Here is a 430-nt window from a genome sequence, read left to right on the forward strand (position 1 = left end):
ATATTTTTGGAAAAAAAATGGAAAGCCAATACATAAAAATAATTTCAGTTAACAAGTCACTTCCTACTGTCATTGCATTTTCCTCAGTAAATACTGAAGCAGGTAAATTTAAACCCTATAGCATATTATTAGCATCAGAGATTAATATTATTTTTGTTAATGACTTTGGAAATAGGTGGTACCAAAATGGAATAAAAGGGTTATCGGAATCTCCAGAAACTACAGCAATAGAACTGGTCAAAATAGGAAGAAAAATCGGAAATGGTAAAGTTATAACTTTCGGTACTTCTATGGGGGCATATGGTGCATTATTGTATTGTAGTCTTGGTGGTGCTGATGGCTGTCTGGCATTTGGAGTTGAACCAGAATTGGGGTTACCTGCAAGTAGAAGCAAGCAATATATTTTAAAAAACATAAAAAAAACCTACCC

1 protein-coding gene is annotated in these 430 nt (G+C 33.5%); it reads left to right on the forward strand.

From position 1 onward, the window contains the following. Positions 1 to 17: 17 nt before the first annotated feature. A partial coding sequence (locus V2A85_RS24480) for a hypothetical protein (protein ID WP_420072662.1) occupies positions 18 to 430 on the forward strand: 413 nt, incomplete at its 3' end.

Source organism: Yersinia sp. 1252 StPb PI (genome assembly GCF_048593885.1).
In the GTDB taxonomy this organism is placed as follows: Bacteria; Pseudomonadota; Gammaproteobacteria; order Enterobacterales; family Enterobacteriaceae; genus Yersinia; species Yersinia enterocolitica_E.